Below are 25,427 nucleotides of genomic sequence, written 5' to 3' on the forward strand. Positions count from 1 at the left end.
AATTTTAATAGCTGGATTTTATAATCCAGCTATTAATTCCATTAATTCCTTTTGGTTTATTTTTGATAAAAATGTTTGGTTAGGTTTTATTACTGCATCAAATAAGTCTTTCTTTTTTTGTTGCAGTTCAAAAATCTTTTCTTCAATTGTACCTTTTGTAATAAGCTTAAAAACCTGAACAGCTTTGTTTTGCCCAATTCTATAAACTCTATCAGTTGCCTGTCCTTCAACAGCGGGATTCCACCAAGGGTCATAATGTATTACAACATCAGCACCAGTAAGATTTAGCCCAAATCCCCCTGCTTTTAATGATATTAAAAATACATGTCCTTCACCACTATTAAATCTATTTATCATATCCATTCTGTCTTTTGATTTTGTTGAACCATCAAGATAAAAACAATTTATTGACATATTTTCAAGCCTTGATCTTATAATAGAAAGCATTTCAGTCCACTGTGAAAAAATAAGTATTCTGTGCCCGCTTTCTATAGAAGCCGAAACCAATTCTTCGAGTAGTTCAAGCTTTCCAGAATTTTTATTATAATCTTCTAAAAATAGTGAGGGATGACAGCATATTTGTCTTAGTCTAGTTAGTATTGATAATATTTTTATTTGACTTTTCTCAAAACCATTTTCCAAAATTTCTTTTTCTATCTCTTGTTTTGCTTTTATCAGATAAGAATTATATATATTTTCTTGTTCACTTGTCATTTCAACTGTAATCTTACTTTCAATCTTTTCAGGAAGTTCATCTAAAACTTCTGATTTTAACCTTCTTAATATAAGGTAGTCCATTTATAGTAAAGTTATAAATTTTATCATCATCATATAGATAAAATTTATTTTTTCCTTCTTTTTTAAATTGGAAAGATATAAAAATTTCCTCAATTTGTTTTTGTTTAATTAAATCTTTTGGAATAATTTTATTTAAATTATGGTTAGATTTTGGTTTATCATAATCAAATTCTATCTTAATTGAAAATAAGAAAATTATTGATAGGTTGAAAGAAGGTATATATATTAATCCTTTCACCAATCCTACGTTAGAAGAATGTGCAACAATATTGTATCCACCATCTTATTTATCTTTAGAAAAGGCACTTAATAATCACAATGTTCTTCCTCAGGCGTGCTATACAATGACTTTTGTAACTACAAGGAATGATTACAATACATCAATTCGTGAAGTAGCTATTGAATACAACCATATACCACAAGAATTATTCTTTGGTTATAGCTTTGATAGGTTTACAAATTCTTATATAGCAAGTCCAGAGAAAGCATATGTAGACTGGTTATATGTAAGAGGCATTAAAGATAAAATAGGAGAATACCAATTATTATCAATGCCAGATGAAATGGAATTAATAGAACTGGATGTTAATAAAATTGAACAAATAATCAAAGATATAAAAAATATTGAAATAGCAAGTGATGTAAATATGCTATACTCAAAAGTAAGAAAAGAACTATGGCATAAATTTAGTCAATAATCATAGGCAGGAGAAGTCCTGTCTTTTTTATATACAATTCAAATATTGCCTTCAAATGATGGCAAAAATAAAAAATAAGTGGTATAATATAAATAAAGAATAATATTATTAATCTGACGAAAGAAGGGGGTTAAAATACAACCGATAAAAGATAAAATAATAAGACAATATTTATTAGATATTAAGAAGCTAATATCAGTAGGGAAATTCCGTTTTGTTAATAGGGATAAAAATATTAGGTTCATGCGAGAGCATGGTTTATTAATAGAAGATATAAAAGAGATACTTTTGCAGTTAGAACCAAAAGACTACATAAAAGGACCAGAAAAAGATTATAACGAAAAATACAAAGGCGATATATGGGTATTCAAGAACAATTCTTATTTGGAAGTAACAATATACATTAAGATTAGACATGACCCACCTAATGAGGTTGTATGTATTTCATTTCATGAAGATGAAGAATAATTTGAAATTGTGAGGTGAATAACGTGAACAAAGCGTATTGTCCAAGTTGCAATGAATATGTTGAATATTCAATAAGGCAAAATATAATTAAGGAATATAAAGGTAAAGAAGTGAATGTCATTGAGAATATTGCTCAATGTAAGAAATGTGGAACAGATATATTTGTTAATGAAATTGAGGAAGAAAATCTAAAAAGATTATATTCAAAATATAGGAAAGTTGCAGAATTGATTACTCCAGAAGAAATAATGAAATTAAGAAAGAAGTATAATTTATCGCAAAGGGAACTTGGAGAGATACTTGGTTGGGGGAAGATGACTGTAAATAGATATGAAAGAGGCTCTTTACCTTCACAGAGTCATAGCGATTATTTAAAGCTGATGATAAAGAACGAAGAAATATTTAAAGAAAAGGTTGATGAAGCATTTATAAATAAGAGAATAAGAGAAAAAACATATCAAAAAATTGCGAATAAATTTTCTGATACAATAGCAAAAATGAAAAGAAAAATTTTAAATAAGAGTTTGACACATGAAGAAAGTATATATAATGGATTTAGAAAGTTTGATTTTGATAAATTAGAAAATCTAATAAGCTATATTGCTGATAAAGTAGATAATTTATATCAAACAAGTTTAAATAAAATATTATTTTATATCGACTTTACTTATTTTAAAAGATATTTGCGTTCAATAACAGGGTTAAGATATATGAAGTATGAACATGGTCCAGTAATTGAGAATTTTATGTATAGAGATATAATAGATTATCCAAGCGAAAAATATACTGTAATTGAAAAAGAAACTTCAGAAGGAGCAACGATAATAATAATAAAAAGCAACAAAAATTACGATTTAACTATATTTTCTAAAAATGAATTAGAAGTTATTAACAATGTTATAAATAAGCTAAAAAACGAAACATGTAATTCATTATCAAAATTATCACATCAAGAAAAAGCATGGATTGAAATACCTATAAAATCACTAATAACATACGAATATGCTAATGATATTAGACTTTTTATATAAAACAAGGAGAGATAATAAATGAAGTGTGTTTTGTGTAAAGCAAGTCTAAAACAAGGAGAAGTAAATCATATTATTGACATTAATAATAAAATAATAATAATTAAAAATGTTCCTGCACTTGTATGTCAACAATGCGGTGAGTATTTTATTGATAATGAAATAGCTTTAAAACTTGAAAAAATAGTAGACGAACTATTAAAAAACAAGACAGAAATAGTTATTGCAAACTATGCAGATATAGCAGCGTAAATAATAATAGGTGGTATGTTCAAATGGGTGAGTTTGTATCAAACGTAGGGAAAATATTAGACGAAACAATTGCAAGACAATATAATAGCGGAATACAACAAGGAATACAGCAAGGGATACAACAAGGAATACAACAAGGAAAACTTGAAGCCAAGATTGAATTAGCAAAGAAATTAATCAAAAAAGGCTTTAATGATGAAGAAATTGCAGAACTCACAGAAATAGAAGTAGAAAAGGTTAAAGAGATAAGAAATTCTAATATAAATTAGAAAATTAAAGAAAGTTAACCACAGTGAGATAAAACTCATTGTGGTTATTTTTTTATATAATTATATTGTAATTATAAAATGTAAACATAGTGAACCATATATAAAAACTAAAATAATAAGTAAACCTAAAAAAAGTATAAAAGAAATGGAAGTGGTATATGGTAAAATATAATTAGAAAGTAAACAAAAAAATATAAACTACCATAACAAACTTAAAAATCATGGTAAAACAATAATAAGGAGGTTGATACAGATGAAAAAACTAATATCACTAATTTTAGTTTTAACAATGTTTTTATCAATGACAGCACAAGCAGGGACAATAACAAAGGCAATAACAACAGTTACAAACAAGATAGAGTATATAACAGCAAAAGAGTTTGTAACATCACTAATGTTAGGTGCAGGAGTAAAACCAGATAAGCCTCTTGACTACCCAAGCAGGCTTTAAGTCAGTAGCAAATGGATACTTCTATGCAACCCAAACAAATGGGGTATGGCATTTAGCAACAAGCGGGACAAGTGGAGCAACAAGGGGATATTTCAGATACCTTGGCTATGATGTCAATGGCAATGTAATATCAGACCAACAATTCCCAGCAGATTTAGAAGGCGGATATATCCCTGTAACAGCAAGCACACAGCTTGTGAGCAATCCATGGAACAACGCAACAGCAAAACAGATATGCAGTGTTGCTAATGGGTATAATAAGCCAGATAGCTAATATATGACCAAGCATATCAAAATAAAGATAGCTTGAGAGATGAAAAAGGAAACTCATTAGAACAAGCATTATCGACAATATATAAAACAGAAACAGAAGCAAAAGCAGATTTTTCTAGTTCAGCAATGATACTAAACCAAGCAGAAAAATATGGAAAGAAGGAGTATATATGGATTATATTATTGCCGTTGATATAGGAACAACATCAGCTAAGGCTGTTGCTTTTGATATTAACTTAAAAGTTATTAAAAAAATGTCTTTTGAATATCCTATATATCATCCAGAACCATTGTGGAGTGAACAAAATCCTGACCAGATTTTAAATGCAGTATTAAATTCTATAAGATATGTAGTAAACAATATAAATGAATCTTATTCACTTCAAGCTATAGTTCTTAGCTCAGCTATGCATAGCATAATACCTGTAGATAAGGATGGTAATTTTCTATACAATTCAATCATCTGGGCAGATAATAGAAGCCAATCATATGCAGATAGCCTAAAAGAAACTCAAATAGGTGATGAAATTTACAAAAACACAGGAACACCTATACATGCAATGTCTCCACTCTGCAAAATACTATGGCTTAAGGACAACCAAAAAGAGATTTATAATAAAACATATAAATTTATTTCTATTAAAGAATACATAATTCTTAAGCTATTTAATGAATATATAGTTGATTATTCAATTGCTTCAGCAACAGGGCTATTTAATATCTTCAATTTAAAATGGAATAGCCACTCACTTAATCTTATAGGCATAACACATAATAAACTTTCAGAAATTGTTTCGCCATTACATATTATAAAAGGTATGAAAAAAGAATATGCTGATTTTTTAAATATAAAAAAAGATATTCCATTTGTTATTGGAGCAAGTGATGGGTGCTTAGCAAACCTTGGTTGTAATATAATAAAGAAGGGCAGGGCCTCTGTAACAATTGGTACAAGCGGTGCTATCAGGGTTACATCTGATAAACCAGTAATTGATGAATATGGACGTCTTTTCTCATATATCCTTACTGAAGGTTATTATATTATTGGTGGTTCAATAAATAATGGTGGAATTATATATAAATGGTTTACTGAAGATATTATAGAGAAAAATTATAAGGAGTTTGATTTAATAAAGCTACAAGAAAGCTTAAAAGAGATTAAGGCAGGTTCAGATGGACTAATTAGCCTTCCATTTCTTTTAGGAGAAAGGGCACCATATTGGGATTCAGAGCTTAAAGGGGTTTTGTTTGGGCTTAATATAACACATAAAAAAGAGCATATTCTAAAGTCTTTAATGGAAGGGGTTATCTTTGGCCTTAAAAATATATGTGATATTATCGAAGATTTAACTGGCAACATAGATGAAATATTTGCAACTGGAGGGTTTACAAAATCTGATATATGGCTTAATATTCTTGCAGATATATTTAATAAAAAGGTAATTGTAACAGACGACTATGAAAATACCTGTTTAGGTGCTGCAATACTCGGATTTTATGCACTTAGGTATATTAAATCATTTGATGAATTAAGCAAATATATGCCTGAATTAAAAGTAATTTATCCAGATCAAAATAATTATGAAATATATAAAGAATTATTTATAATATATAAAAGGCTGTATAACATTTTAAAAGATGAATTTAAAAATTTAAAAAAATTTCAATGAAAAGGGTGTTTTTTATGCTTTCTGATATTGGTGTTATTGGGCTTGGTGTTATGGGAAGAAATTTAGTTTTAAATCTTGAAGAAAAAAATCTAACTGTATCTTCATATGACAATGACATACAAGCAGTAGACAAAATGATTTCTCTTAGCAAAGATAAAAAAATAAATGTATTTTCAAATGTTCAGGATTTTATTGAATCACTTAAAATACCAAGAATTATAATTATAATGGTACCTGCAGGAAAAGTTGTTGATGAAGTTATTGATACTATACTTCCTTATCTAAGTAGTAATGATATTGTTATTGATGGTGGTAATTCCTACTTCAAGGATACAATTCGAAGATATTACTTTTTAGAAGCAAAAGGAATAAGATTTCTTGGTGTTGGAATTTCAGGTGGTGAAGAAGGTGCAAGAAAAGGACCAAGCCTAATGGTTGGAGGCTCTTTTGAAGCATGGGATGCTGTGAAAGGTATACTTAATAGTATTGCTGCAAAGGTTGATGAAGTTCCATGCTGTGATTATATTGGGAATGATGGAGCAGGGCATTTTGTCAAAATGATACATAATGGTATTGAATATGCAGATATGCAGCTTATTAGCGAGGCATATTTTCTTATGAAAGAGTTACTTAAATTATCTACAAGTGAGATTAGGAAAGTATTTCTTAAATGGAATGAAGGCGAATTAAATTCATATCTTATTCAAATTACAGCTGATGTTTTGGGCAAAATTGATGAAGAAACAGGTAAGCCTCTTGTTGATTTAATTTTGGATACAGCTCAGCAAAAAGGAACAGGTAAATGGTCTTCTATAGAAGCATTAGACATAGGGGCTTTTTCACCTACTATTGTTGAAGCAGTTTTTGCGAGAATTATTTCAGCAAGAAAAGATGAAAGAGTTTTAGCATCCAAGCTATTAAAAGGTGTGGATGTTAATGTTTATAACAATAAAAACCAAATTATTGATAATATTCATGATGCACTATATGCCGCAAAAATATGTTCATATGCACAAGGATTTGATATATTAAGTATTGCTTCAAAACAATATAATTGGGATTTAAAGCTTGATAAAATTGCATCATTATGGCAAGGTGGCTGTATAATAAGGGCTCAATTTCTAAACAGGATAAGAGAGGCATACACAAGAAATCCAAATCTTAATAACCTACTTTTGGATGAATACTTTAAGGGAAAAATTGAATCAACCATTGATGGCTTGAGAAGTGTGCTTGTGATGGCTATTAAAAATGGAATTCCTGTTATAGCTTTTGCTTCAGCTTTACAATACTATGATTTATACAGAAGTGAACGATTACCTGCTAATTTAATTCAAGCACAACGTGACTATTTTGGAGGTCATACTTATCAAAGGATAGACAAAGAAGGAGTTTTTCATACTAAATGGTATTAAATAAGTATATAATAGTCTTTTAGAATGGATAATTTTTTATAAGTAGTATGCATAACATTGCAGCTAATAATAAAATACCATACTATATTTAAGGAGATGAAATAAAAATTGCAAATAAACCAAAGATTAAATTCAAAAATAATTATTGCTACCATATTTTCTTCATTTTTAGCTCCGTTTATGTCAAGTGCAGTAAATATTGCTGTGCCAAAGATAGCAAAGGAACTCAACTTAAACGCAATAGAAGCAAACTTTATTGTTTTATCTTTTATCCTTTTTTCTGCTGCTTTTATGTTACCAATTGGCAAAATAGCTGATAGTTTTTCACGCTCAAAGCTTTTTTTGTTTGGTAATATATTATTCTTAATATCTTCTGTTGGTTGTATGTTATCAAAGGGTTTTTTAAGCTTAATAATTTTCAGATGTATTCAAGGAGCATCTTCATCTTTTATTTTTGCAACTTCAATGCCAATACTTATTTCTCATAATCCACCTCAATATAGGGGTAGATTATTGGGATATAATACTGCAGCTGTATACCTTGGAATATCATTAGGACCATTTGTTGGTGGTATTATAATTGATAGTATTGGCTATAGTGGTATTTTTCTTTTTTCAGCAATAATAAGTCTTATAAGTGTTCTACTTATCATTATTGCAAAGAAAGAAATAATAGAAGAGGAAAAGTTAATTAGCCTAAAAGATTTTGATATAAAAGGTTCATTATTCGCTATCATAGGATTAAATTTACTTATGTATGGTGCATCTACATTTTCATATTCTATAATTAATAAAATACTATTTATATTAGGGATTTTATCCGTAGTATTATTAATTATTGTAGAAAAAAATGTAAAAAATCCTTTGGTAGATATTAAGATATTTTCTAATAATAAACCATTTATATTTTCAAACTTAGCAGCACTTATAAACTATTGTGCTACTTATGGTGCTGGGTATATGGTTTCATTATATTTACAAAATGTAAAAGGAATAGATGCGAAAGCTGCAGGTATTATTATGATAATACAGCCTATATTTCAAATTATACTTTCCATTTTATCAGGGAGAATATCAGAAAAAAAGAATCCAACTATAATTGCCACTTTAGGCATGATTCTTTTATCTATAGGACTATTAATTTATGTAACATTTACTCAAAATACACCATTTTATTTACTTTATATTAATTTAATTATTATGGGTGTAGGATTTGGGCTATTTTCTTCACCAAATACAAATGTTGTAATGTCCTCAGTAAAAAAAGAGTTTTTTTCAATTGCTTCATCTATAATTTCTGAAATGAGGCTTGTAGGACAAGCTTTTAGTATGGCAATTATTTCAATAGTATTTTCAATATTTTTCAAAGGCACAAAAGGACTATTTGATAAAATAGCTCTAATGAATAGTTTTAAGTTGATTTTTGCGGTTTTCTTTATTTTATCAATTTTTGGTATATTAGCATCGCTTGTGAGGGTTGAAAGGAAAAATGCAAATGAAAATTAATACAAATTTTTAATATTAATTTTACTGAAAAAACTAATATTGTTGGTAATATTAAAGTATAAAATAAAAATATTTATTTTGGGGAGGATTTTTAATGAAAAAAAGAATTTTATCAATTGTAATGTTAATTGCGTTCAGTTTAACAATTTTAAATGTATTTGCTGATACTACTTCAACAAATACTAATCAAACTTCTACAGTATCAGATACTGTGTATAGCACAACCTATTCATCAACATATGACACTGCAACAACTACATCTACCACATATTCTACAACTTATGGGAACACATACAACAATAATCAGTCTGGAACAATTATTCCTCCAATAAGTGATGATAATACAAAACTAACTGAAGGGAATTTCCTTACCAAAGAACAAAAAAGAAATATACTTAATTTAATTATGCAGATAAATACTTTAAAGATGAAATTTAATAAAACAAATGCCGAAGTAAATTTTTTAAGAGCTAAAATAAATGCATATATCAAAACTGCTCAGCTTAAGGATCACAAATTTTTCTCTAATGAACTAAAAAAATCCTTAGAAGATTTAAACAAGACAATACAAGATATACAAAAACAAATAAAGAATGGAAAGAAAATAGATGTTGAAAAGCTAACAAAAGATCTTCAACAAAAATTAAATGAATACAATACATTAAGGGATACTTATCAAAAACAAGAAACTGCAACAGTTAATCAAGCAGTATATAACGTTAAAGTTTTACTTGACCAAATTCAACCAACAGTAAAAGCAAAACAAGCTGAAATAGAAGCAATTAATACTAATATAAAAAATAAGGTAAAAGAATATGAGCAAGCTAAAAAAGACAAAAATTATAATAGTATGGTAACAAAACTTAATGATTTAATTGCTTTATATAATCAGAAAGTAAATAAAATAAATGAAATTAAAACTCTTTATACCAATATTTCTGATAAGATCAATATAACATTAAAAAATGCAATTCCAAAAATAAAACTACCATCAATAGAAAATAAAGATAATAAGAATAATGAAAAAAAAGAAAATAAAAAAGAAAATGAAAAGGGTAAAGGAAAAGGTAAGAGATAATAGATTTTAATATTAAGTTTATTTATTAGGGACTGCCCAACAAGTGATATGCTTAGTGTCTACTGTACAGGGAGCATATCAAAGATAAGTTGGCAGTCCCTTTACTTTTTTATTTTGCTTTATGTCATAGAACAATTTACTATATTATTGAACTTGGGTTTTAAACGTTTGTTATTAGAACAAATTTAAGTTTTTTTAAGGATATTGTAATTTATAAATTGCGATTAGATTTGTTTCTTAAAAAAATAATGAGGTATAATTAAGGAAAAGGAGGGGTTTCATATGAGTTCCTCAAATGGATTTTTTATAAATAGCCATGATAATAAAAGAATTTATGTTTATTGTTGGGAAAATGTAGATAAACCAAAAGGTATTGTTCAAATCTTTCATGGGATGGCTGAACATGCAGGCAGATACAAGGATTTTGCAGAATTTCTCAATAAAAAAGGCTATGTAGTCTTTGCAGATGACCACAGAGGACATGGAAAAACTGAAGATGACGAAAAAATGTTAGGGGTAATTGGCAATGATGGGTTTAATAAAATAATAGAAGACGAATATCAGATATTAAAACTTTTAATAGAGAAATACTCCAATCTTCCTATTTTTATATTTGGACATAGTTTTGGTTCCTTTTTAGCACAAGAGTTTTTAATAAGATATGGTAATGAATTAAACGGTGTTATATTATGCGGTTCTGCTGCCATGACTGGTCCTATTGTAACATTAGGTAGGATTTTAACCTCTTTACAAAGAATATTTTTTGGTGAACAGAAAAAAAGTAGGCTTATGAATACATTAAGCTTTGGAAGTTATAATAAAAGGATAAAAAATAATAAAAGTAAATTTGCTTGGCTTAGTACCGATGAAAATGAGGTAAAAAAGTATGAACAAGATCGGTTATGCGGTAAAATCTTTTCCATAGGCTTTTATTATTATCTTTTTAAGGCATTTCAGAATCTCTATAAAAAAGAAAGGCTTTCATTAATTCCTAAAGATATTCCTTTACTTATTATATCAGGTCAAGATGACCCAGTTGGGGAATATGGAAATTTAGTTAAAAAGCTTTATAAAATTTATAAAGATATTGGATTATTAAATGTTTCTCTTAAATTATATCCTAATAAAAGACATGAATTATTAAATGAAGTGGATAAAAAATTGATATTTAATCATATTATAAAGTGGATGCAAGAAGCAATGAAATAAAGAAATGTATTAGTTAAAATAAATTTCACTATTCCACATTATTAACATAATTCACAGTAGAGTATATACATTCTGTTTATATTATGCCTGTGGATAATGTGGATAACTTTGTGGATTAATTATAAAATCAGTATTTTAGTTGTTGATAAATATTTATATGTTAAAATATTCAAAAAAATAGTATTTCAGATTATAATATAGGGTAAGGGGGTATATAGAGATGCATTTTGAAAGTGCAGGAGAAAAAAATACACAAAAAACAATTGAACTTGCTTTAAAGGTAGCAAATGAAAAAGGTATAAATCATATTGTAGTTGCTTCATGCAGCGGGAATACAGCAAAGCTTCTAAAAGATTGTGGTAAAAAGGTAGTTGTTGTAACTCATGTGAATGGCTTTGAAAGACCTGGAGAGATGGAGATTTCACAAGACACTATTAATGAACTAAAAAGTTATGGCTTCAAAGTATACACTGGTACCCACGTCTTATCAGGTGCTGAAAGGGGTATCTCAAGAAAATTTGGTGGTGTTTACCCTGTTGAGATAATAGCACATTCTTTAAGAATGTTGGGACAAGGACTAAAAGTTGCAGTTGAAGTTTCTATTATGGCTCTTGATGCGGGATTGATACCTTATGGTGAAGATATAATTGCAATTGGAGGGACACAATCAGGTGCTGATACAGCAGCAATAATAAGGCCATCTCATGCAGCATCAATATTTGAGACTAAGATTAAAGAAATAATATGTAAGCCAAGTAACTTTTAAAATAATAAAAAATAATAGCAATAACTATAAGAATATTTTTAGGTACATCAATAAAAATATTAATAGATAATTTAATAATAAATGAATATTATAAAAAAATTATTGAAATAAATAAATTCCGACTTGATTTATAGGAATACTATGATATAATATATACAAAATAGTTTGTAAACTTATGGAGTGATAAATAATATGAAAAAAAAGACCTTAAATATTACTGGAATGACATGCACGGCTTGTGCAAGAGCTATTGAAAAAAGTGTTAGTAAAGTAGAGGGAGTATCTTCTGCATCAGTAAACTTTGCGACAGAAAAATTAGTAGTTGAAATGGATGAAAACAAAGTAGATTTAGAAAAGATAAAAGAAGCAGTAAAAAAAGCAGGTTATGGTGTAGAAGAGGAAAAACAAGAAAATATAAAAGAAATAATAATACCAATATCTGGTATGACCTGTGCTTCTTGTGTTACAGCAATAGAAAAAGCAATAAAAAAGTTACCCGGGATTGAAGAAGTAAGTGTAAATTTAACAACCGAGAAAGCAAAAGTAAAATATGATTCGACATCTGTCAGATTATCCGAAATAAAAAGTGCTATTACAAAAGCAGGATATACACCTTTAGAGATTGATTCACAGCAACAAAAAGATTATCATAAAGAGCAAAAAGAGAAAGAGATAAAGAAACTAAAATTACGATTTATCTATTCATCAATTTTTGCTATTCCGCTTTTATATATTTCTATGGGCCATTTATTTGGTTTGCCTATACCAAGAATAATAATGCCAGAAGAAAACCCCTTTTATTTTGCTTTAATACAGCTTATTCTGGTTATTCCAATTATTGCTGCAGGGTTTAAATTTTACACAATAGGATTTAGTAGACTTTTTAATAGAGAACCCAATATGGATTCATTAATAGCTGTTGGAACAAGTGCAGCAATACTGTATGGAATTTATGCAATATTTGAAATTGCTATTGGGAATAATGAATATGCAAAAGAGATGTATTTTGAAACTGCTGGAGTCATCATAGCCCTAATTTCTCTTGGTAAATATTTAGAAGCAGTATCAAAAGGTAGAGCATCAGATGCAATAAAAAAGCTAATGGGCCTTGCACCTAAGACTGCTACAATTATTAATCAGGGACAAGAGCTGGTTATTCCTATTGATGAGGTTGAAGTAGGGGATATTCTATTAGTTAGACCTGGTGAAAAAATACCTGTTGATGGTGAAGTAATTGAGGGGAGAACCTCTGTCGATGAGTCAATGTTGACAGGTGAAAGTATACCTGTTGAAAAAAATGTTGGAAGTTTAGTTTATGGTGCAAGTATAAATAAAAATGGTGTGATAAAAATTAAAGCTACAAAGGTAGGTAAAGATACTATACTTGCACAGATAATTAGACTTGTTGAAGATGCTCAAGCCACAAAAGCACCAATTGCAAAATTAGCAGATATTATTTCTGGATATTTTGTTCCAGTTGTAATTGGTATAGCTTTAGTATCTTCTATATTATGGTATATTTCTGGTGAATCTTTAACCTTTGCTTTAAAGATTTTCATTTCAGTTTTAGTTATTGCCTGCCCATGTGCTTTGGGGCTTGCTACACCAACTGCAATTATGGTAGGAACAGGTAAAGGTGCAGAGTACGGAGTTTTAATAAAAAGTGGTGAGGCACTCGAAATAGCTCATAAGATTACAGCTATTGTTTTTGATAAGACAGGAACAATTACTGAAGGAAAGCCTATAGTCACTGATATAATCTCAGAAAACGGTTTTAATGAGGATGAAGTACTTAAATTTGCAGCTTCAGCCGAAAAAAGCTCTGAACATCCACTTGGGGAAGCTATTGTTAATATGGCTAAAGAGAAGAATATGCAATTATTGGATGTAAGTAACTTTGAGGCAATTCCGGGTGAAGGAATTGAAACATTAATTGATGGTAAAAGAGTTATCTTGGGCAATAAAAAACTTATGGATAATAAAGGAATTCAAATTTCACTTTTAAGTCAATGGGAAAAACTTGCTCAAGAAGGTAAAACACCTATGTTTGTAGCTATTGATGGAATGTTCGCAGGAATTATTGCTGTTGCAGATGTTTTAAAGCCAAGCAGTAAAAAGGCTATAGAAATTCTTCACAATATGGGTATAGAGGTATATATGTTGACAGGTGATAATAAAAAGACAGCACAAGCTATCGCAAGACAAGTAGGTATAGATAAGGTCTTAGCTGAGGTTTTACCTCAAGATAAAGCAAATGAAGTGAAAAAACTTCAAGCTGAAGGCAAAAAAGTTGCTATGGTTGGTGATGGTATTAATGATGCACCAGCATTAGCTCAAGCTGATATCGGGATAGCAATAGGCTCTGGAACTGATGTTGCAATTGAATCTGCTGATATTGTTTTAATGAAAAGTGATATTTTAGATGTTCCGACAGCAATAAATTTAAGTAAAAAGACAATTAGAAATATAAAACAAAATCTATTTTGGGCATTTTTTTATAATGTAATAGGTATACCAATTGCAGCAGGTGTATTATATATATTTGGAGGACCACTATTAAATCCTATTATAGCAGCACTTGCTATGGCTTTTAGTTCGGTATCTGTTGTAACAAATGCATTAAGGTTAAAAAGGTTTAAACCTTTTAATATAAAAATATAAAAAGAAAGGAAGATTGGATATGAAAAAGAAAATCTCTATTGAAGGGATGACCTGCCAGCACTGCGTTAGACGTGTTGAAAATGCTCTAAAGGAATTAGATGGTGTGAAATCAGTAAAGGTTGATTTAGCAGGAAAATCTGCAGAGGTTGAATTAACTCAAGATATAGATAATCAAAAAATTATAGCTGCAATTGATGATGTTGGATATGAAGTTACAAAAATTGAGTAATAATTTTTTTATTAATATTAAATCAGCTAAAGGCTACCTATTAAAAATTTGTGGTAGCCTTTATTTTTTGTATAATTATTATAAGAATAAAAAAAGGGGATTTTATTTATGTTTGTATGGGATAATAAAGTTTTGTTGATTACAGGTGGAACAAGAGGAATAGGGAAAGCAATTGTTGATGAACTTATAAAAAAGAATGTGAAAATTATCATTGCTGCTCGTTCTAATGATGAGTTATTAAAAATTGAGAATGAGTTTATTAAAAATAAAGATGACATTTTATTAGTACAGGCTGACATATCACAAGAATCTGATTGTAAAAAGGTTATCGAATTAGGTTATAACAATTTCAAAAAAATAGATATCTTAATTAATAATGCAGGGATTGGCCTAAGAGATAAAATTGAAGATATCAATGACAGTGATTTAAGAAAGGTTTTTGATATTAATTTTTACGGCAGTTTTTATATGATAAAATATACTATTCCATATTTTAAAAAACAAAAAGGAGGAACTATTGTAAACATATGCTCTTTAGGAGTAAAAAGACCTGTTCCTAATACTGGAGGATATACATTAAGTAAAGTTTCTCTTGCCTATTTAGGAGATATTATAAGAATAGAGAATAGTAAAGATAATATAAAAGTTTTAAATGTTTTTCCGGGCTCTGTTGAAACAAGCTTTAGAAAGAATGCTTTGGGTAAAGAATATCCACAAAATGAAAAAAGGCTATCTAGACTATCACCATCAATTGTTGCAAAAAGGATAATAAAAGGCATTGAGAAAGGCCAAAAAGAGATATATACATCAAATGCTGATAAAATAATGGCAATTTTTACAAGACTTTTTCCAAGTTTATCTGATTATATTATTCTAAAATCTTTCAAAATATAGTATTTAATAAAATTAGTGGGATAGAATTTGCTACAATTCAAGAACTATTTTCTTCTCATCTTTGCGTAAAGCAATAATATTTCAAGTGGAAATTCTTCATTAATACTATTTTCTATAATAAATTAATCTGCCATATCAAAAATTTTTAGTTATTTAGCTTATAAAAACATTGACTACTTTAACAAAATAAATTATGACAGTTTTTATTGACAAAAATTATTTTAGTTAATAAAATATTTAGTAAGTAAAATAAAATATGGAGTGAAGAATCTTGAAAGAGCAAGAAAATATTGAATATATTGCTCAAGAGCTTATGAATAGTTTCATAAAGCTTAATAATTCTAGAAGGAAAAAACGAAGTGATAGGTTTGGGATAAAAAGGAGTGAGTTTTTTTTATTAAATCTTCTATATCATAACGTTGATAAAGAACAGGGTATGAAAGTATCTGATATAAGTTCAGCACTCGAGATTACACCGGCAGCTGTTACGCATATGATAAATTCATTAGAGGATTTAGGATATGTGAAAAGGATAAACCACCCAACTGATAGAAGAGTAGTACTCATCTCACTTACACAAAAAGGCTTTGAACTTACAGAAAAGATGCACCAAGAATTTTATGAAGATTCAAAAGATTTAGTTAATTATTTGGGAACTGATAAAAGTTTTGAACTGATAAAACTATTAAAACTATCAATCAAATTTTATCAGGAAAAAAAGTGATGCAATTAGGGGGATAATTTTATGAAAAAGCTTTTTGTATTTTTAAAACCTTTTTGGAAGGCTGTTATTCTTGCTCCTTTATTGATGGTAATTGAAGTAGTTACAGATTTAATGCAGCCTGCTTTATTAGCTAGAATTGTTGATAGTGGTGTTATGAAAGGTAATCTAAACTATGTAATCAAAACCGGACTTATCATGTTATTGCTTGCTTTTATTGGTATGGTTGGAGGAATAGGCTGTACAATATTTGCAAGTATTGCAAGCCAAAACTTTGGATGCAGCCTAAGAGAGCATCTATTTAAAAAAATAATGAGTTTTTCATTTAAAAATATAGATAAATTCAAAGCATCTTCATTAATAACAAGGCTTACAAATGATGTTATGCAAGTTCAGGGACTTGTTTTTATGTCACTTCGTGTTGTTGTAAGAGCCCCTCTTTTATTCATTGGTGGAATTGTTATGGTAGTATTGATAAATGCACATTTATCAATAATTCTTTTAGCTACAATTCCTATTGTTGCTTTTTCTTTATACATAATATCAAAGCGTAGTATGCCTTTGTTTTCGTGGGTTCAAAAAAAGATTGATAGAGTAAACGAAGTTATAAGAGAAAACCTTATGGGCGTAAGAGTAGTTAAGGCTTTTGTTAGAGAAACTTTAGAGAAATCAAGATTTTTTATTGCAAATAAAGAGCTTTTGTCAACATCTTTAAGGGCTTTTTCTTTAACTTTGTTAATATGGCCATCAATGATGTTTGCTATGAACTTAAGTACAATTTTGGTTTTATGGTTTGGTGCATTTCAAGTAAAATACGGTTCAATGCATGTTGGAGAAATTATTGCTTATATAAATTACCTAAACCAGATATTATTTTCTCTAATGATGATAGGAAATATCTTTTTATTTATTTCAAGAGCAAGTGCTTCAGCAGATAGAATAAATGAGGTGCTTTCAACTCAAGTTGATATACAAAATCAAGAAGATGCTATAAAAAAACCCATAAAGTTTGGTAAAGTTGAATTTAAAAACGTAACATTTAAATATGAAGATTCTAAAAGTGAACCTGTTCTTAAAAATATATCTTTTGTTGCACAACCTGGTGAAACAATAGCTATTATTGGAGCAACAGGTTCAGGAAAGACAACACTTGTTAGCCTTATTCCGAGACTATATGATGTAGAAAACGGAAGTATATTAATTGACGATATTGATATCAAAAAAATGGATATTGATACATTACGAAAAAGCATAGGTGTAGTATTCCAAGATACTTTATTATTTAGTGGAACAATTGAAGAAAATATAAAATGGGGTAAATTTGATGCCCAAAAGGAAGAAATAGAGTATGCAACACAAATAGCACAAGCTTATGAATTTATTAATAGTTTCCCTGATCGCTTTGAAACAATTATAGGGCAAAGAGGTGTTAATTTATCAGGAGGACAAAAACAAAGGCTATCTTTAGCACGAGCAATAATTAAAAATCCTAAAATACTTATATTAGACGATTGTACTTCAGCAGTTGACCTGTCAAGCGAAAGGAAAATAAGAAATGCTTTAAAGGATACGCTTGGTAAATGTACTACATTTATAGTTGCTCAGAGAATAAGCACAATAATGGAAGCAGATAAAATCATTGTTTTAGATAATGGAGAGATTGTAGCAACTGGGACTCATGAAGAGCTAATAAAGAGCTGTTCAATTTATCAAGAGATTTATAATTCTCAGCTTGGAAATGGTGGTGAAGAAAATGAGTGAAAAAAAGGATTGGGGGAATAGAGAAAATGTTAATATTCAAAATTCGCAACCGGGTGGGTTTGGAAGACCTGGTGCAGGCTTTGGAAGACCAATGGGAGGGCCACATGGTGTTAGTCTTTCAACATCTAAACCCAAAGATGCTAAAAAAACATTAAAAAGATTATTAAAATATCTTAGTAAGCACAGAATTTTATTTTTATTTGTAATAATAGCAATATTGATAAACATTGGTGTATCACTATTAAATCCTTATTTAATTGGTAAAACAATAGATAGTTTCATAATACCTAAGGATTTTAAAGGACTTTTTAGAATGTTATTGGTTTTAGGAATCCTTTATATACTTTCAATAATATTTACTTGGCTTCAAAGTTATATAATGATGCATATAACCCAGAAAACTATTTTTGAAATGAGAAATGACGTTTTTGCAAAACTACAAAAGCTCCCTATACATTTTTTTGATACAAAGCAGCATGGAGATATAATGAGTAGACTTACTAATGATATAGATAATCTAAGTAATACATTGAATTCGAGTTTAGTCCAAATCTTTTCAAGCGGTATTACATTAATTGGAACAGTTATTATTATGTTAAATTTAAGTATTATAATGACAATTGTTAGCCTTTTGGTTGTCCCAATTATGTTTTACTGTACAAACTTTATTGCAAAAAGAACAAGAAAGTTTTATACTGAACAACAATCCAAATTAGGACAAATTAATGGAATAATTGAAGAGGATATCACAGGGCTTAAAGTAATAAAGGTTTTTGATAGAGAAGAAGAGGAAATAAATAAATTTGAAAAAATAAACAATGAATTTCGAAGTGTTGGAATTAAAGCTCAGATATTTTCAGGTGTTATACCACCTATGATGAATGTTTTAACAAACCTTAGTTTTGCATTAGTTGCTGCTGCTGGGGGATACCTTGCTTTGAATAAAGTTATTACTATTGGAACAATAGCTACATTTATAAATTATTCAAGACAATTCACGAGGCCATTAAATGAACTTGCAAATCAATTTAATATGCTTCAATCTGGTTTTGCAAGTGCTGAAAGAATTTTTGCAATTATTGATGAAAAGCCAGAAAAGCCTGATACTGAAGATGCAATAAACTTAAAAAACATAAAAGGTGAGCTTGAGTTCAAAAACGTAAGCTTTTCATATAATAAGGATTTCAAAGTACTTAAAAACATATCATTTAAAGCAAGGCCCGGCCAAACCATTGCTATAGTTGGGCCGACAGGTGCAGGTAAAACAACTATTGTAAATTTATTAATGAGATTTTATGATGTTGACCAAGGCTCAATACTGCTTGATGGTGTAGATATTAGAAAAATAAAAAGAGATAACTTAAGAAAAGCAATTGGAATTGTATTACAAGATACATTTTTGTTTTCAGAAACAATTACTGATAATATTAGATATGGAAAGATTGATGCATTAGAAGAAGAAGTAGAACGAGCTGCAAAACTTTCTAATGCCCATCAATTCATAAAAAGATTACAAAATGGATATAAAACCATTCTTTCAGATAATGGATTCAATCTAAGCCAAGGACAAAGGCAGCTTTTAGCTATATCAAGAGCAATACTGGCAGACCCAGCAATTTTGATTTTAGATGAGGCAACAAGTAATATAGATACAAGAACAGAAAAACATGTTCAAGAGGCAATGTTAAACTTAATGAAAGGTAGAACAAGCATTGTAATAGCTCATAGGTTAAGTACAATTAAGAATGCCGATTTAATATTGTTTATAAATGATGGTCAGATAGTTGAAAGTGGAACACATGATGAGTTATTAAATAAAAAAGGCTTTTATTATAACCTATATATGAGCCAGTTTAGTATAGTATAAGCAATATTTTTCATCTTAATCAATAGTTTAGCTAAGAAAATTCAAAAAATAAAGCTCTGCATAAATTTTTGCAGAGCTTTAAAATTATCTAAAGTGAATCTACCTCAATCCAATGGCCTTTTTCTATTGATAAATCTACTGCTTCAAGCACTTGTGAGCATTTTACACCATCAACAAAGTCAGGTGAGGTAGGTGTGTCTTTTGCAATTGCTTCTATAAACTCATAAAATTCATGTACAAATGTATGTTCATATCCTATGACATGTCCTGCTGGCCACCAAGCCTCCATATATGGATGGATTGATTCAGTAACCTGTATTGTTCTAAAGCCTTTAAGACCTTCTTCATCATCATAACTAAAGTATTGAAGCTCATTCATTCTTTCAAATTCAAACTTAATGCTTCCTTTGCTACCATTTATCTCAAAAGACATACCATTTTTATGTCCATTTGCAAATCTTGTTGCTTCAAAAGAACCCAAAGCTCCATTTTTAAAATGAGCCAAGAAAAGTGTGGCATCATCAACAGTAACCTCACCTTTTGGAGCATCTTGTTGAGCCTTCCCACTTAGTCCTGTCATTTTCTCAACAAGTGGTCTTTCCTTAATAAATGTTTTACTCATACCAATTACTTTTTCTATATCCCCTACAAGAAAACGAGCAAGGTCAATTAGATGTGCTCCTAAATCACCATGAGAACCTGAACCAGCAACATTTTTATCAAGTCTCCATACAAGTGGGAAATTAGGGTCTACAATCCAATCTTGAAGATAAAGAGCTCTAAAGTGATATATGGTCCCAATCTTTCCTTGGTCAATTAGTCTTTTTGCTAATTGAATTGCTGGAGCAAATCGGTAGTTAAAGCCAATCTGATGTTTAACCTTGTTTTTTTGAACTGCATTAAGCATTTCACGTGCATCTTTGAGAGTTAAAGCTAAAGGCTTTTCACAAAAGATATGTTTTCCTGCATTTGCTGCTTTTATAGCAATCTCTTTATGAACATTACTTGGAGCTGCAATATCAATAATATCAATATCAGAACGTTCAATTAGTTTTTCCCATGATGTTTCGTAGCTTTCCCAACCAAGTTTTTGAGCTGCTTCACTTACCCATTTTTCATCTCTACCACAAATAGCTTTTAAATTTACCTTTTTACTTGGATTAAAAAACATACTAAGTCTTTGTAAAGCATTACTATGTGCTTTACCCATAAATTTATATCCAATAAGCCCAACATTTAAAACATCACCCATATTACCAACCCCCAATTTCGGAATATATATTCCTTTTTAATAATTATATTAAAAAATTGGTAATATTGAAATAAAATTATTAACAATAATTTCTATTAAAAAATCTTGTATAATATATGTATGAGTATTAAATTTGTGGGAGGGAATGATAATGATACAAGCAGTTATGACACAACCTGGGAAAATTGAATTTATTGAAATACCTGTACCTGAAATAAAGGATAATCAAGTTTTAATAAAAATGATGAGGATAGGTGTTTGTGGTTCTGATATTCATGTTTATCATGGAAAACACCCTTATACTACATATCCTGTTGTTCAAGGACATGAGGTATCTGGAGAAATTGTAAAAATTGGTGAGAATGTAACTGGATTATTTGTAGGTGATAAAGTAACAGTTCAGCCTCAAGTAGTTTGTGGTAAATGTTATTCTTGTATTCATGGCAACTATCATATTTGCGATAATCTAAAAGTTATGGGTTTTCAAACAACAGGAATGGCATCAGAATATTTTGCTGTTGATGCAGAAAAGGTAATTAAATTACCTAATGACCTTAGTTTTGATGAAGGTGCAATGATAGAACCACTTGCAGTTGCAGTACATGCTGTTAAGAAAATAGGAGATATAAAAGATAAAAAAATATTAGTTTTAGGTGCTGGGCCAATAGGAAATTTGGTAGCTCAAACTGCTAAAGGCATTGGTGCTGCATCTATCATGATTACTGATGTAAGTGGTTATAGGTTAGAGAAAGCTAAAGAGTGTGGAATAGATTATTGTATAAATGTTAATGATCATAACTTAGAAAATGAAATTAAAAATATATTTGGGGCTGATAAAGCTGATGTTATTTTTGAGTGTGTAGGTTCAAACCAAACAATTAATCAAGCAATAAATGTTGCCCGAAAAGGTAGCGAAATTGTTGTAGTTGGTGTATATGGGGATAAAGTAAATGTTGATATGGGGCTGGTCCAAGATAGAGAATTAAGGCTATATGGAACTTTGATGTATAAAAAAGAGGATTATATAACAGCTATCGAATTAGTTGAAAATGGGAAAATAAATTTAAAAACATTAATAACTAACCATTTTACATTTAAGGATTATCTAAAGGCCTATGAATTTATTGACAACATGAAGGATAAAGTAATGAAGGTGATGGTTGATATCCATTAATGAGCCAATGGGGACGGTTCTCCCTGGCTCACACTGGCAGATAGTGGCAGATAGTGAGCCAACAAGAACCGTCCCCGTTGGTTTAATTATCCAATATCTTTTTATATTCACCAGAAACAACCTTTTGCTTTGGGATTAGATAATATGATTTTAATTTTTTGTTGAAATCTTTTGAATAGACTTTATTAATATCAATTGGTTCATTTGATGCTTGTGTGAAAATCAAAGTAAGATTTTTAATTGAGTTTATATTTTCCACTAAAAATGTTCTAACTGGACTTGCTATATTACCAGCCCATATAGGTGTTATTACAAAAACATTTTCATAATTTTTAACATCTGCATTTAATTTTTTTATATTAGGACATTTCTTATAAAGAGCTTCATAACCTGAACGTAAAAAAGCAATTATCCCTTTTCTATTAGTCAAGTCCTGTATCCTCTCTGTGTCAGAATCTATTAATGTTGATAAGTAATTTGCTATTTTTTCTGAATTGCCAGTTAGAGAATAGTAAACAATTAAAGTATTTTTCACATAAATCATCCTTTTTTTATTTTTATTATATCATATCAATATCTAATGCCATATTAAAAATATTTTTTCTGTATTTTTTTAAATTTATATGTTAAAATAAATTGTCAAAAACCCTGAATAAATTTCAGGGCGAGCTGTGCCTGAAAACCAGCTCGTAAAACATAAAAACAGGAGGTTGATATGCAAAGGTATAGTATTGTCACATCAAAAAACAAACGTGAAGTAGTTCTTTTAAAAGCATCTCCATGCATTTGGGGAAAATGCTCCTTTTGTGACTATATTCTTGATAATTCACCCAACCAACAAGAAAATATTATTTTAAACAAAAAGGTTCTGAAAAAAGTTTCTGGGATTTTTAAATCACTTGAAGTGATAAATTCTGGAAGTGTGTTTGAACTACCTTATGAAACATTGGTTGACATCAAGAATAAAGTTCATGAAAAAAATATTAATAAGTTATTTTTCGAAAGCCATTGGTATTACAAAGAAAGATTAAAAGAAATCGAAGATTTTTTTGGAATACCAATAATATTTAAGTTTGGTGTTGAAACATTTGATGATTATTTTAGAAACAAGGTTTTAAATAAAGGGGCATACTTTAATCACCACAAAGAGGTTTCTAAATATTTTAAATCTATATGTCTTTTAGTGGGAATAAAAGGGCAAACTAAAGATATGATTGACAGAGATATTGATTGTCTACTGAGATATTTTGACTATGGTTGTATAAATATCTTCACACCAAATACAACAAAAATTGAGCAGGACAAAGAATTAATTGAGTGGTTTAAAAACAAATATAGCTTTCTTGAAAGCTATGCAAATATTGAAATATTATGGAATAATATAGATTGGGGAATTGGAGGTTAAATTTAGTATGAAATTATTTAATAGAGAATTAGGTACTAAAGAGATTGTCTATATAGGGCTTACTGCAGCTGTTTATACTGTTGCAACAGTTTTAATTGCACCACTTAGTTATGGAGCAGTACAATTTAGATTTTCCGAGATTTTGAATTTACTTGTTTTTATTGATCCTATATATGCACCAGGACTTGTGCTTGGTTGTTTTATAGCAAACCTGTTTAGTCCTTTAGGTTGGGTTGATGTTGTTTTTGGAACACTTGGAACATTACTTTCGGTTATAATGATTGCAAGGAGTAAAAACCTATTTATAGCAAGTTTGTGGCCAACTATTTTTAGTGTGATTGTTGGTCTTGAACTTCATTTTGTGCAAAAGCTGCCATTTTTAATTACTACACTTACAGTAATGCTTGGTGAATTTGTTGTTGTAACATTAATTGGTTATCCTGTTTTCAATGCTATAATGAGAAATAGAGCTTTAATGAATATTCTTAAACTAAAAAAAGATTAGAGGGGTATTATTCCCCTCTAATTTTATTCAAATAGATAAAGCTTTTTTGAAATAACATCAAATTTATAAATCTTCACCTTTGAATTAATTCCCACTCTTATATATAAATAATTTTTATTCCAATAATAGGTATTAATACTTTTGATAGTCTTATTCTTAAAAAGATCATTTAGTTTCGCTTTATATCCATTATCTAATTTATAAAGGTTAACAAATGGTTTTATAGATGAATTTTGCATTTCAAAAAGATTTAATGCAGCATATTGAGCTGTTCTATCTATTATTAATGTTTCGATACCAATATTTTTTCCTTTGATTTTATCAACAATCTTTAGTCTCTTAGAATTTAAATCATAATAATACAATATTATTGTGTTACCATGTATTATAGTAAAAACTAACCTATTTTTATTTATATCATAAGCAAGAGAGCCAAAGTAAAAACTTGATTTTGGCATATCTTTACTTGCAAGCATCGACTTTGTTAATAATGCAATTCTTTTATTATCTCTTTCTAAGGAAAAACTCTCTCCGTTATCGGTAGCAAGAACAGTTGCAAGTATCTTTTTTTCAATTTTTCGAATTTTATATTTTAATAAGCTGTTAACTACAGTAAAGGTATGTTTTTCAATACTATAATAAGGATTTGCCGTATAGGAAAAAAATACGTAAGCTTCAATTTGGTAGATATCATTATTTAGCTTTTTCATATTAAGGATCTCATAATTTACAGGATGAGGATTGCTCACTAATATAAGATTATCTGGTTTTTCTAAGAATGACTTTGCTTTTCCAACATCCCTTAGTAAAATTGCATTTAAAAAGCTGTCAACAGTGCTAACAGGAGATTTGTTTATGGCCAATGCATTTTGGATAGATATTAAGTAAAAGGACAATGCAATTATGAGCAATAAACCGAACAATTTTTTTAGGTTAAAAGAAAAGAACACAACTTTTAACCCCCAAAAATTAATCTATATTAATATTATATCATTTGCATTATCAATCATTATAAAAAATATATTGACATATTCACAAATTGTAATTATAATAAAATTGTAATGATTACAAAATTGT

27 protein-coding genes and 1 pseudogene are annotated in these 25,427 nt (G+C 29.1%); 23 read left to right on the top strand and 5 right to left on the bottom strand.

All coding sequences use genetic code 11. The features are described 5' to 3' along the window. Positions 1-18: 18 nt before the first annotated feature. Together ACAG39_05270 and ACAG39_05275 are read right to left on the bottom strand one after the other, a co-directional pair. A pseudogene (locus ACAG39_05270) lies at positions 19-786 on the bottom strand (DEAD/DEAH box helicase). Beyond that, on the bottom strand, positions 752-1,036 hold the full coding sequence (locus tag ACAG39_05275) for an SNF2 helicase associated domain-containing protein (protein ID MEZ0536647.1): 285 nt from the start codon (positions 1,034-1,036) through the stop codon (positions 752-754). Before ACAG39_05275 ends, ACAG39_05270 begins: the two are co-directional and overlap by 35 nt. On the opposite strand from ACAG39_05275, the gene ACAG39_05280 reads away from it, so the two are divergent. The 20 genes from ACAG39_05280 (at position 1,005) to ACAG39_05375 (ending at position 20,014) form a co-directional block, all read left to right on the top strand. Then, complete coding sequence (locus ACAG39_05280; protein MEZ0536648.1) at positions 1,005-1,496, top strand: hypothetical protein; 492 nt, start codon at positions 1,005-1,007, stop codon at positions 1,494-1,496. The genes ACAG39_05275 and ACAG39_05280 overlap by 32 nt on opposite strands. Before the next feature lie 180 nt (positions 1,497-1,676). Beyond that, a complete protein-coding gene (locus tag ACAG39_05285) occupies positions 1,677-1,964 on the top strand; it encodes a type II toxin-antitoxin system MqsR family toxin (GenBank protein MEZ0536649.1) in 288 nt (95 codons plus the stop codon). 23 nt (positions 1,965-1,987) lie between these two features. Then, positions 1,988-2,995 (top strand): type II TA system antitoxin MqsA family protein, encoded by a 1,008-nt coding sequence (locus tag ACAG39_05290; GenBank protein ID MEZ0536650.1) that lies wholly within the window; start codon positions 1,988-1,990, stop codon positions 2,993-2,995. Between the two features lie 18 nt (positions 2,996-3,013). Beyond that, positions 3,014-3,244 (top strand): YgiT-type zinc finger protein, encoded by a 231-nt coding sequence (locus ACAG39_05295; GenBank protein MEZ0536651.1) that lies wholly within the window; start codon positions 3,014-3,016, stop codon positions 3,242-3,244. Positions 3,245-3,267: 23 nt separating this feature from the next. After that, positions 3,268-3,513 carry a hypothetical protein gene (locus tag ACAG39_05300; protein MEZ0536652.1) on the top strand — a complete coding sequence of 82 codons (246 nt, stop codon included), beginning with the start codon at positions 3,268-3,270 and terminating at the stop codon, positions 3,511-3,513. A gap of 253 nt (positions 3,514-3,766) precedes the next feature. Next, positions 3,767-3,964: a hypothetical protein gene (locus ACAG39_05305; GenBank protein MEZ0536653.1), complete on the top strand. Its 198-nt coding sequence runs from the start codon at positions 3,767-3,769 to the stop codon at positions 3,962-3,964. Beyond that, positions 3,942-4,238, top strand: coding sequence for an Athe_2463 domain-containing protein (locus tag ACAG39_05310; GenBank protein MEZ0536654.1), 297 nt, complete (start codon positions 3,942-3,944; stop codon positions 4,236-4,238). Before ACAG39_05305 ends, ACAG39_05310 begins: the two co-directional genes overlap by 23 nt. A 32-nt stretch (positions 4,239-4,270) precedes the next feature. Beyond that, positions 4,271-4,435, top strand: a complete 165-nt coding sequence (locus ACAG39_05315) for a hypothetical protein (GenBank protein MEZ0536655.1) — start codon at positions 4,271-4,273, stop codon at positions 4,433-4,435. Beyond that, positions 4,408-5,907 carry a gluconokinase gene (locus tag ACAG39_05320; GenBank protein MEZ0536656.1) on the top strand — a complete coding sequence of 500 codons (1,500 nt, stop codon included), beginning with the start codon at positions 4,408-4,410 and terminating at the stop codon, positions 5,905-5,907. The genes ACAG39_05315 and ACAG39_05320 overlap by 28 nt, the downstream gene beginning before the upstream one ends. Before the next feature lie 14 nt (positions 5,908-5,921). Next, positions 5,922-7,322 (top strand): NADP-dependent phosphogluconate dehydrogenase, encoded by a 1,401-nt coding sequence (gndA, locus tag ACAG39_05325; protein ID MEZ0536657.1) that lies wholly within the window; start codon positions 5,922-5,924, stop codon positions 7,320-7,322. 108 nt (positions 7,323-7,430) lie between these two features. Further along, complete coding sequence (locus ACAG39_05330; GenBank protein ID MEZ0536658.1) at positions 7,431-8,828, top strand: MFS transporter; 1,398 nt, start codon at positions 7,431-7,433, stop codon at positions 8,826-8,828. 94 nt (positions 8,829-8,922) lie between these two features. After that, entirely contained in the window at positions 8,923-9,906 is a 984-nt protein-coding gene (locus ACAG39_05335) for a coiled-coil domain-containing protein (protein MEZ0536659.1), read from the top strand. A 282-nt stretch (positions 9,907-10,188) separates the two neighbouring features. After that, on the top strand, positions 10,189-11,115 hold the full coding sequence (locus ACAG39_05340; protein ID MEZ0536660.1) for a lysophospholipase: 927 nt from the start codon (positions 10,189-10,191) through the stop codon (positions 11,113-11,115). A gap of 220 nt (positions 11,116-11,335) precedes the next feature. After that, positions 11,336-11,881, top strand: coding sequence for a pyruvate kinase alpha/beta domain-containing protein (locus ACAG39_05345; protein MEZ0536661.1), 546 nt, complete (start codon positions 11,336-11,338; stop codon positions 11,879-11,881). Positions 11,882-12,073: 192 nt separating this feature from the next. Further along, complete coding sequence (locus tag ACAG39_05350) at positions 12,074-14,542, top strand: heavy metal translocating P-type ATPase (GenBank protein ID MEZ0536662.1); 2,469 nt, start codon at positions 12,074-12,076, stop codon at positions 14,540-14,542. Between the two features lie 19 nt (positions 14,543-14,561). After that, on the top strand, positions 14,562-14,771 hold the full coding sequence (locus ACAG39_05355; protein ID MEZ0536663.1) for a heavy-metal-associated domain-containing protein: 210 nt from the start codon (positions 14,562-14,564) through the stop codon (positions 14,769-14,771). A gap of 108 nt (positions 14,772-14,879) precedes the next feature. Then, on the top strand, positions 14,880-15,665 hold the full coding sequence (locus ACAG39_05360; GenBank protein ID MEZ0536664.1) for an SDR family NAD(P)-dependent oxidoreductase: 786 nt from the start codon (positions 14,880-14,882) through the stop codon (positions 15,663-15,665). A gap of 271 nt (positions 15,666-15,936) precedes the next feature. After that, positions 15,937-16,389, top strand: a complete 453-nt coding sequence (locus ACAG39_05365) for a MarR family winged helix-turn-helix transcriptional regulator (protein MEZ0536665.1) — start codon at positions 15,937-15,939, stop codon at positions 16,387-16,389. Between the two features lie 21 nt (positions 16,390-16,410). Beyond that, positions 16,411-18,147 carry an ABC transporter ATP-binding protein gene (locus ACAG39_05370; protein ID MEZ0536666.1) on the top strand — a complete coding sequence of 579 codons (1,737 nt, stop codon included), beginning with the start codon at positions 16,411-16,413 and terminating at the stop codon, positions 18,145-18,147. Continuing rightward, positions 18,140-20,014 (top strand): ABC transporter ATP-binding protein, encoded by a 1,875-nt coding sequence (locus ACAG39_05375; GenBank protein ID MEZ0536667.1) that lies wholly within the window; start codon positions 18,140-18,142, stop codon positions 20,012-20,014. The genes ACAG39_05370 and ACAG39_05375 overlap by 8 nt, the downstream gene beginning before the upstream one ends. Positions 20,015-20,102: 88 nt before the next feature. Here ACAG39_05375 and ACAG39_05380 read toward each other — a convergent pair whose 3' ends face one another. Continuing rightward, positions 20,103-21,266 carry a Gfo/Idh/MocA family protein gene (locus ACAG39_05380; protein ID MEZ0536668.1) on the bottom strand — a complete coding sequence of 388 codons (1,164 nt, stop codon included), beginning with the start codon at positions 21,264-21,266 and terminating at the stop codon, positions 20,103-20,105. Positions 21,267-21,417: 151 nt separating this feature from the next. On the opposite strand from ACAG39_05380, the gene ACAG39_05385 reads away from it, so the two are divergent. After that, positions 21,418-22,440: a zinc-binding dehydrogenase gene (locus tag ACAG39_05385; protein MEZ0536669.1), complete on the top strand. Its 1,023-nt coding sequence runs from the start codon at positions 21,418-21,420 to the stop codon at positions 22,438-22,440. Between the two features lie 82 nt (positions 22,441-22,522). Here the strand turns inward: ACAG39_05385 and ACAG39_05390 are convergent, their stop codons facing one another. Continuing rightward, the gene (locus tag ACAG39_05390) at positions 22,523-22,975 is read right to left on the bottom strand and encodes a flavodoxin family protein (GenBank protein MEZ0536670.1); all 453 of its coding nucleotides are present in this window, start codon (positions 22,973-22,975) and stop codon (positions 22,523-22,525) included. Positions 22,976-23,155: 180 nt separating this feature from the next. Here ACAG39_05390 and ACAG39_05395 point away from each other — a divergent pair, with 180 nt between their 5' ends. Then, a complete protein-coding gene (locus ACAG39_05395) occupies positions 23,156-23,845 on the top strand; it encodes a radical SAM protein (GenBank protein ID MEZ0536671.1) in 690 nt (229 codons plus the stop codon). A gap of 7 nt (positions 23,846-23,852) precedes the next feature. Continuing rightward, positions 23,853-24,350, top strand: a complete 498-nt coding sequence (locus ACAG39_05400) for a QueT transporter family protein (GenBank protein ID MEZ0536672.1) — start codon at positions 23,853-23,855, stop codon at positions 24,348-24,350. Positions 24,351-24,373: 23 nt separating this feature from the next. On the opposite strand, the gene ACAG39_05405 is transcribed toward ACAG39_05400, so the two are convergent. After that, a complete protein-coding gene (locus ACAG39_05405) occupies positions 24,374-25,300 on the bottom strand; it encodes a hypothetical protein (GenBank protein MEZ0536673.1) in 927 nt (308 codons plus the stop codon). Between the last annotated feature and the right edge of the window lie 127 nt (positions 25,301-25,427).

It is taken from the genome of Caldicellulosiruptoraceae bacterium PP1, from assembly GCA_041320695.1.
Classification (GTDB): domain Bacteria; phylum Bacillota; class Thermoanaerobacteria; order Caldicellulosiruptorales; family Caldicellulosiruptoraceae; genus JBGGOQ01.